The sequence below is a fragment of the Pseudomonadota bacterium genome (genome assembly GCA_039714795.1).
GTDB lineage: Bacteria > Pseudomonadota > Alphaproteobacteria > JAGOMX01 > JAGOMX01 > JBDLIP01.
Genome location: JBDLIP010000079.1, coordinates 1 through 8,592 on the forward strand (window position 1 = coordinate 1; position 8,592 = coordinate 8,592).

Sequence of the window (8,592 nt, forward strand, 5' to 3'; positions counted from 1 at the left end):
GGTAGAAAATGTGTCGAAGGAACTCTACGAAAATTCGCTCAATCTGGCAAATATATTGGGATACAGGGGAATCACATAGGTTTACTGAACAGCCCTGATTTTTGTACCTCAACCAAGGCTATGCTGCCAACAACGTGCTAAATTAACAAACTGCTGCACCGAAAGCTCTTCGGCGCGAGCTGTAGGAGTAATGTCTAATTCACGTAGTATGTTCTCCAAATTTTCAGGAAATAGAGCCCTCAAAGTCGAACGCAACATTTTACGGCGTTTTTGAAAGGCAACCTTGGTGACCGTTTCGAGAGATCTCCAAGTGACGCCCGCTTCAAAATCTTTTCGAGGCCTTAGATGCACAACTGTAGAGTCAACTTTGGGAGACGGCGTAAATGCACGAGCCGGAACATTAAATGCTCGATCCACTGTGGCCCTCCACTGGGTCATTACGGACAGCCTTCCATAAGCTGATGTTCGAGGATTGGCTAGCAATCTGTCTGCCACCTCTTTTTGAAACATTAAGGTTAAGCTTTCAAAAGACTCAATCTGTTGCAACCACTGCAACAGAAGCGAGGTTGCCACGTTATAGGGTAGATTAGCGACAATTTTTTTAGGGTCATCTACCAGAGCACTGGCGTCAATCGTTAGGGCATCTTGGATGATGTATTCAAATCGACCGCCATAGTGATATTTGAGTTCTTGCAAAATCTCTTTGCACCTTGGATCAAATTCTATGGTGATGACTTTTTTGGCATCTGCTGCTAAAAGGCTGCGAGTCAAGCCTCCAGGACCTGGCCCAATCTCTATAACTGTGCACTGAGTCAAATCCCCTGCAACGGACACAATTTTATCTGTCAGATTTTGATCCAAGAGAAAATTTTGACCCAGTCGTTTGCTGGGCTTTAGGCCCGCACGACGTATTGTATCTGATAACGAAGGCAGGTTAGACATACTCTGTCAACTTAACCGCGTATATCAATAAAAGCCTCTCGACGAAGGTTGCGCATCTCTCTCTGTGAGATCTGAGTAAGTTTTTTCTCAAGCAATCCCTGACGAATCTCATCTTCGGTATTCGGTTGAATTTCCTTCAGCTCATCTACTAAAAACACAAAAACCCCCATCGGAGTCCCAATGGCCTCACTTGGCTTACCTTTTGGTAGTTTTTCTAGAACAGAGCGCAACTGAGGATGCAGTGAGTTCAATCGAGTGTCAGGCATCATTTTGGTATCAACTTTGGGCAAGCTTTTAACCAATTGCTTAAGGATAGATAAGCTTTTAGCCGTTTTACTTATCTTCATTACCCGATTGAAAAGCTGCTCTTTTTGCTCCATGGTACTACCTTCTGCCCACGGGACAAAAACTTTAAAGAAGCTTACAAATTTCTCTGCTGACTTACCCGCTTCTCGCTGGTCTCTAACTAATACAATATGATAAGCATCACCACTGAGAATTGGTTCAGAAAGGCCTCCAGAATTCATCTGCTCTAATGCTTGACGCAAAGGTGCATCCAACCGACTGACCGTTATCCAACCAATATCTCCGCCACGTGCAGCGCTTGCCGATTTAGAAAATTGGTGGGCAACCATGGGAAATTGTGCTCCTTTGCGCAGCTGCTGTAACAACTTTGTTGCTTGCATTTTGGCATTGCGGGCTTCACTCGGCGTATCAAATGGTAAGACAATTTCTGCAATTAAAACCTGATTTTGACCCTTTTCGTTCTCTACACGTCTTGCAGCATTTTGAATCTCACTATTACTGATCTGGACCAGGGGCCGATATCTTTGTCGAATGTAATTCCTCCATACTGAACCTGCCTTAATCTGTTGCATCAGGATCGATTTTGGAATCTTGTGATGTGCTAAAAATTTCACAAGACCACCTTTTTGCATCCCATTACGCTCTTCAAGGATAGCAAATTCTTGTTCCAATTCCTCGTCAGATACCTTGAGGTCAAACTTTTCAGTCAGCTGAATCTGCAAGAGTTCATCAATCATGACCTTTAGGATTTGATCCATAAGTTGCTTGCGTACCTCCGCTGTTTTTTCAAGTTGCCCAGAGCTCGCCACAAGATTGACGCGATCACGCAGTTCAGATTTTAAAATATGCCCTTCATTGACAACGGCCGCAATAACAGATTCATGCTTGATTGCAGCAACACAAAAATAATTAATGGATAAGCCAACCATTGCGATTGGGAACAGAAACGAATAGAGTAGGGTCTTAGAAATTTTCATCTCAACTTTACACCTTGGAAAAATACGATTGATAGAACGATTCTTGATCATGCAGCAAATATCTTTACGAAATAGTACAAACAAGTTTTAAATCTTAATACATATATGTTTAAAACCACATCTTATGTCCTACGTCAACTTTTCTTTGTGACATTGTTTGTCACATTGATACTAACTGTTGCAGTTTGGCTCACACAATCGCTACGGTTTATCGAGGTTGTGGTGAATAAGGGCTTGCCGATTACAACCTTTTTTTATTTAGTAATTTTTCTGCTACCTGATCTCGTCAGTGTTGTCTTGCCAGGAGCCTTCATGGTTTCCATACTTTTCATATATAATCGATTAACCGCTGACCAAGAATTAATCGTCATGCGTTCAATCGGTCTCAGCAACTGGCAACTGGCAAAACCAGCCTTGATACTTGCAACGCTGCTAACCATTCTTATGTATGGAACAAGCCTTTACCTGCTCCCGAAATCTTATGGGCAATTGAAAGATACAGAACACGAGATTCGAGGCATGATTTCGCAATCAATTCTTCAGGTTGGTGAGTTTTACTCTATCAAGGGTTTGATGGTTTTCATCCGCGCTCAAGAAAACGAAAATGAAGTCTCTGGGATCATTCTCTATGACGCAAGAGAATCAGATGACAAACATCCTCCACTCACTATTACAGCTGAACGCGGCACCATTGTAAAAGATCAAAATGGCATCAATCTCATATTACTCAACGGCATTCGCCATGGGGTAGATCCAAAAACCAATATTCCTTCGATGCTCTTCTTTGATCAATACAGTTTGAATCTCTCGCAGCAAAAAGCCCCTGAACCCCGCTATCGCAAACCTCATGAACACAGTATTTTTGAGCTACTCAATCCAAGCCCACACCTTACGACCCCACAACAGAGGGCGAAATTCAGGGCCCAAGGGCATCGGCGTCTCCTAAGCCCTTTATACATTATGACTTTTGCATTGATTGCACTGAGCACTCTGCTGTCCGGTGAATTTAATCGTCGTTTTCGCTCTCGGCGTGTTGTTGTTTCTGTAGGTCTGTGCACTCTCTTTCAGATGATGATCATCACACTTACCAATATGTCAGAGCGTTTTGCTCTCTTATTGCCACTGGGATATGTCATCGTTATCCTCACCAATCTCTTAGCACTCTCCGTACTACTTGAGAGAAAAAGAGGAAGATCGAAATGAAATTGCCCCTGAGCCTCTCACGCTACTTTACAAAATCATTTCTGTTTTGGTTATCTGTATTCTTTTTTGGCATTCTAGTCCTCATTTTCTTATTCGATTTTTCAGAGTTAATACGCAGAGCCTCGACGCGTCCTCATGTGACCATTTCTCTTATTACACAAATGGCCTTTCTAAGACTTCCGCATCTAGGACAACAATTGTTACCTTTTACCGTTTTATTCTCGACCATGTTTTGCCTGTGGCAATTTAACCGTAATAACGAAATCGTTGTTGCAAGAGCTGCGGGCATCTCTGTCTGGCAGATGTTAACCCCTTTAATGTTTGCTGCAACACTCGTGGGGACCTTTGACCTTACCATCATTAACCCGATATCTTCCGCCTTTATGGCACGCTATAATTCCCTCAATGAAAAACACTTCTTGGGAAGATCCAATCAATTCTCCATTGCCGAAAGTGGATTGTGGTTTAGGCAATCAACACCGCAAAACACATACGTCCTTCGGGTAGGATATATTACTCCACACAAACTTGAAGTCAAAGATGTAAGCATTTTAGAATATTCAGATCGGGATCGGCTTAAGAATCTTATGAACGCCGAGTTAGGGCTATTCGACAACGGTGATCTACTGCTTACAAATGTGTGGACCTTTCCAGTTGATGGCAACCCTCAAAAATACCCTTCTTATCGATATAGGACAGACTTATCTATAGACCAACTACAAAACAGCCTGTTAACAACTGAAGTCCTCTCATTTTGGTCGTTGCCCAAAATGATCCATTTAATGCAAAAATCTGGGTTGACGGGACATAAATATCGCTTGCACTGGCATTCACTTATAGCTCGTGCCTTTTGGCTTATCACAATGGTTATTATCGCAGCTGTGTGCTCGTTAAGACCGATCCGCCAAGGAAGAACCGTAATGCTAATTATCTCTGGGACAACGATCGGTTTTATGCTTTATTTCTTAAAAGATATTACCTACGCAATGGGACAGTCTGCAACTTTACCGCTCACACTGGCTGCTTGGGCACCCTTTGGCCTGAGCACCCTCATAGCAGTGGCCGTTCTGTTGCATTTGGAAGATGGATAAATTGGATACAATGAATGCTTATCGAAAGTTATTTGCGTGCCTAATGGCTTTTTCATTGCTAAGCCATACTGCGTTTTCAAATAAACCATCCACTGAAGACCCAGTCCTGTTGTATGCTGACCAACTGCAAGTTGATCACGAACGCGGACTCATAAGTGCTAGAGGAAATGTAAAAGTTTTTCAGGAGGACCGAGGCTTAACGGCAGATCTTGTCACATATAATCGCCAAACAGGAATCGTAACAGCCTCAGGAAACGTTGCCTTAACTGAACCTACTGGAGATGTTTCTTTTGCAAACTATGCTGAACTGACAGGCGACCTCAAAGATGGGGTTGTCCGAAATATCAAGGTTTTGCTGTCAGATGATGCAAAATTTGCCGCTGCAATTGGGCAGCAGCAAGATGGCACAAAGCTCAAGCTTCACAAAGCTGTCTACTCTCCCTGCAAAGTCTGCAAGGAAAATCCCGACTCTCCTCCTTTTTGGCAAGTGAAAGCGCGAAAAATTCTGTGGAATAAAGAAGAAAGAGATGTTGTCTACCATGATGCATGGTTGGAAATTTTTGGAATTCCCGCCTTCTATACCCCCTACTTAAGACATCCAGATCCAAAAGTAAAAAGACGTAGCGGATTTTTGGCTCCACTAGTGGGTAACTCGTCTTCGAGCACGGTGGGGACCTTTTTCATGGTGCCCTACTACTTTGAAGTTGCAGATGATAAAGATTTGACCTTACAACCGCTTGTTACCACAAAAGGAGGGGCTTTTCTTGGAGCTGAGTATCGTCAACGTTTTAGCAGCGGGATCACAAATTTAAAGGGAAGCCTTGGATCTGGACGGCGCATTACTTCATCAACAACAGAAATGCGCTCGGAGAAATTCCGTGGTCACCTTGATACCATGTTACGCATGAACATCAATCCTGATTGGCGTTGGGGATTTGACATTGTGCGCAGCACAGACAAAACTTATCTGCGGCAATTTCCTTACTACGGACATACAGCAGAAAACTCACTTGATTCTTCTGTGTTTGCAGAGGGGTTTTATGGCCGAAACTATCTACATGCCCAAGGTCTTGCCTTTCAAGGAATACGAGAAGAAGACAGACAATCACAAACTCCAGTCATTTTTCCTAGTCTAGACTTTAATTACCTCAGTAGACCTCAAGGTTTTGGCTACCGCTGGAGCGTAGATGCAAATACCCTTGTTTTGACCCGCCAAAAAGGAACAGACATGCGGCGTTTATCGGTAACAGGGGGATGGCAATTTCCCTACACGACTTCACGCGGTGACGTGTTTACGCTCAATGCACTGTTAAGGGGAGATGTCTACCATATCGATAACTTTATACGTGATGAACAAACTCAAAAAGAAGAGCGTGAGTGGCGTGGTCGTGGCTTCCCTCAAGCCTCGCTCGAGTGGCGCTATCCCTTTGTCCAGCGCGGGGAAAACCATCACGTCATTGTAGAACCTATTCTTTCCGTCGTTGGCGCCCCTAAACTCGGAGGTCAGGAAAAATTTCCAAATGAAGACAGCATTATTCTTGAACCAAACGACTATAACATGCTAGATCCCAACAGGTATCCTGGACTGGACCGTATCGATGATGGAAGCCGCTTTAACTATGGCTTGCAATCAAAAATATTTTATACTTCCTTTGCAAATGCCAATTTCTTTATCGGTCAAACCGCAAATTTTCAACACCCAAGCGAAACTTTCAGACAAACGGGTTTTGAAGATCGCTGGTCCGATTATTTAGGACGCACCTCCGTCAAGATTGGCAGTTACATGGATATGCAATACCGATTTCGTTTAGATCGTTCTTCAGGAAATTTAAGAAGAAATGAATTGCTTATGTCTGTGGGAGACCGCTTTTTGAAAGCAAATTTTGATTACCTGATCCTACCACGTTTTCGCGGGGAAGAAGAGGGTATAGGGGGACGACAACTGCACATTGGGCTCGCATCTGAATATATCGACAATTGGACTTTTTTTGGAGGCATGACACGTGAACTAGGAAGCAATAGCATGGCCTTAGAACACCGTGTGGGTGCCATTTATGAAAATGAGTGTTTTAAATTTGAAAGCTCTGTTGCAAAGAGTTTCTACAAAGACCGAGACATTCAGCCAGGGCATACACTTTTGTTCCGCTTGGTTTTCAAAACCCTCGGCCAGATCAGACACAAAAAAGAACTCTCCCCGACCTATAGGACTCAGCCAGTTCAAGCGATTGGCTGACAGACACACAACACACTCACGTGAAGTAAAAAATCTCTGGTAAAGCCCTGAAGCACTATCGAATAACCTTGATTTTTACACCACAATCAATAGAATCCCAAATTTTGTCTGCTGTTATCACAATCTTACCACTGGTTTTTCCTAAGGCAATGCAAGCTCTATCCCCAAGAGATAACCCTTTCGACTTTGTTATTTTCCTTAAATAGGCAGCCTCTAAGGCTTGCTCCACAGTAAAATCTTCCACATGGGGCACTAAATCAAACAGCATATCCTCAATCTCATCATGCGGCATACCAATCATTGATAGAACCGCCACACACTCTGAAACACTAACAGATGACATCATGGATTGAGGAAGAACTTCAGCAACTTTTTCTGCTGCTGTCTCTCTGTTGACAAGAGCCAACAAAGCAGAAGCATCCAGTACGTAGTCAATCATCCATCTCTTCCTGTCTCATTTCATAAAGAAGATCCGTCAATTTCTGTTTTGATTTATTGTATTTTCGAGTAACAGACTGAGCATTTTCAATAACACTTGTATAAGTCATAACATGTATTTCATTATCTTCCACCTTTAATAAAAGCTCTTCTCCAATATCAATATGTAGCTTTTTTCTAATCTGGGAGGGAAGAACTATTCTGCCTCCTTCTTTAACTTGAGTCCTAAATTCTAACATTGCAACTTTCCCTAACTGCTCCATAATTATATTATATGACATTTTTAGCAATAATGTCAAATTTTGGGGCTATGTGTGCCAGTAACACGCGGGGTGTGATTAAAAGTATGTGCTGGCACTACCGCCTCGACCATCATCCCAAACGCTGATTTTCCGAACGTGCGACTGTAAGTCACGCGAATTAAAAAAGCTTTGCGATCCATTGAACGTCATCCCGGACTTGACTGAATCACAAATATTTGGAATTCATTGGCCTTACGGCCATGAACTCCAAATGCAACGTCCAGGACGACGGCCGAGGAGATCGTAACCTCGATTTGAACCATGCCTAAAATTGGAAGTTAGCTCAATCACATTGCTAAGCTGTTTGCTCAATAATCTTTCCAGCTTGACCAGACGATTTAGAGCTATCTTCAGACTGAATCTCAATATTACGAGGTCGCATAGTTTCAGGAATTTCACGAATCAATTCTACACTCAAGAGGCCATTGCACAGCGAGGCAGCACCAATCTTGATAAAATCAGCCAACTGAAAATGTTTTTCAAAGGCTCTTCCAGCGATACCACGGTAGAGATATTTTGTACTTGCGTTTGCAGGATGTGACCTCCCCTTGATAATGAGGGTATGACTGTGAATAGTAACGCTTAAGTCCTCCTCAGCAAAACCTGCAACGGCCATGGTAATCCTATACGTATCGTCACCAGACTGTTCAATATTGTAGGGTGGGTAAGCCTCAGACGTTCCGTCACTTTGCATTGCCGCATCGACCATCTCCATCAGACGATCAAAGCCAATACTTGTGCGCGCAAGCGGCGTTAAATCAAATGTTGTCATGTTTCATATCCTTCTCGTTTAAGCAATATGATTTCTCCAATAGCTTGCTATATAGCCAAGCCTTACTAAGGTAGTGAGCTCCGAAGACACCCACTACTGTTAGGTAAGATAACCTGAATTCGCGGAAAATGTAACTAACCTGAGTTTTGGAAAAGTGTAAATCTATCTGTACAGAGTTTACAGAGGCAAAAATTCCCATTTTTCAAACTTAGGTGTATACTCTAATTAGAAGAATCTAGTTTCATACTACACCTCCTGCGACTTTCTGTTTATTAAATTTTTCCCACCATTGAGAGCCCTTTTTGAATCTATTGTAAAAGTCCTTTCC

Annotated in this window: 8 protein-coding genes; 3 read left to right on the forward strand and 5 right to left on the reverse strand. The window is 42.7% G+C overall.

Features of this window, described 5'->3' with window-relative positions; all coding sequences use genetic code 11:
• Nucleotides 1-108: 108 nt before the first annotated feature.
• Both rsmA and ABFQ95_06175 read right to left on the reverse strand, forming a co-directional pair.
• Nucleotides 109-942 (reverse strand): 16S rRNA (adenine(1518)-N(6)/adenine(1519)-N(6))-dimethyltransferase RsmA, encoded by an 834-nt coding sequence (rsmA, locus tag ABFQ95_06170; GenBank protein ID MEN8237109.1) that lies wholly within the window; start codon nucleotides 940-942, stop codon nucleotides 109-111.
• Nucleotides 943-953: 11 nt separating this feature from the next.
• Nucleotides 954-2,225, reverse strand: coding sequence for a peptidylprolyl isomerase (locus ABFQ95_06175; GenBank protein ID MEN8237110.1), 1,272 nt, complete (start codon nucleotides 2,223-2,225; stop codon nucleotides 954-956).
• Between the two features lie 105 nt (nucleotides 2,226-2,330).
• Here ABFQ95_06175 and ABFQ95_06180 point away from each other — a divergent pair, with 105 nt between their 5' ends.
• Genes ABFQ95_06180 through lptD form a run of 3 tightly spaced genes read left to right on the forward strand, consistent with a single transcriptional unit; the run spans nucleotide 2,331 to nucleotide 6,752 of the window.
• Nucleotides 2,331-3,428, forward strand: coding sequence for an LptF/LptG family permease (locus ABFQ95_06180; GenBank protein ID MEN8237111.1), 1,098 nt, complete (start codon nucleotides 2,331-2,333; stop codon nucleotides 3,426-3,428).
• Entirely contained in the window at nucleotides 3,425-4,519 is a 1,095-nt protein-coding gene (gene lptG / locus ABFQ95_06185) for an LPS export ABC transporter permease LptG (GenBank protein ID MEN8237112.1), read from the forward strand. The genes ABFQ95_06180 and lptG overlap by 4 nt, the downstream gene beginning before the upstream one ends.
• A gap of 10 nt (nucleotides 4,520-4,529) precedes the next feature.
• Nucleotides 4,530-6,752, forward strand: coding sequence for an LPS assembly protein LptD (lptD, locus tag ABFQ95_06190; protein ID MEN8237113.1), 2,223 nt, complete (start codon nucleotides 4,530-4,532; stop codon nucleotides 6,750-6,752).
• 55 nt (nucleotides 6,753-6,807) lie between these two features.
• Here the strand turns inward: lptD and ABFQ95_06195 are convergent, their stop codons facing one another.
• The 3 genes from ABFQ95_06195 to ABFQ95_06205 form a co-directional block, all read right to left on the reverse strand.
• Entirely contained in the window at nucleotides 6,808-7,191 is a 384-nt protein-coding gene (locus tag ABFQ95_06195) for a type II toxin-antitoxin system VapC family toxin (protein ID MEN8237114.1), read from the reverse strand.
• A complete protein-coding gene (locus tag ABFQ95_06200) occupies nucleotides 7,184-7,429 on the reverse strand; it encodes an AbrB/MazE/SpoVT family DNA-binding domain-containing protein (protein ID MEN8237115.1) in 246 nt (81 codons plus the stop codon). The genes ABFQ95_06195 and ABFQ95_06200 overlap by 8 nt, the downstream gene beginning before the upstream one ends.
• Nucleotides 7,430-7,787: 358 nt before the next feature.
• Complete coding sequence (locus ABFQ95_06205; protein ID MEN8237116.1) at nucleotides 7,788-8,264, reverse strand: Hsp20 family protein; 477 nt, start codon at nucleotides 8,262-8,264, stop codon at nucleotides 7,788-7,790.
• Nucleotides 8,265-8,592: the final 328 nt, after the last annotated feature.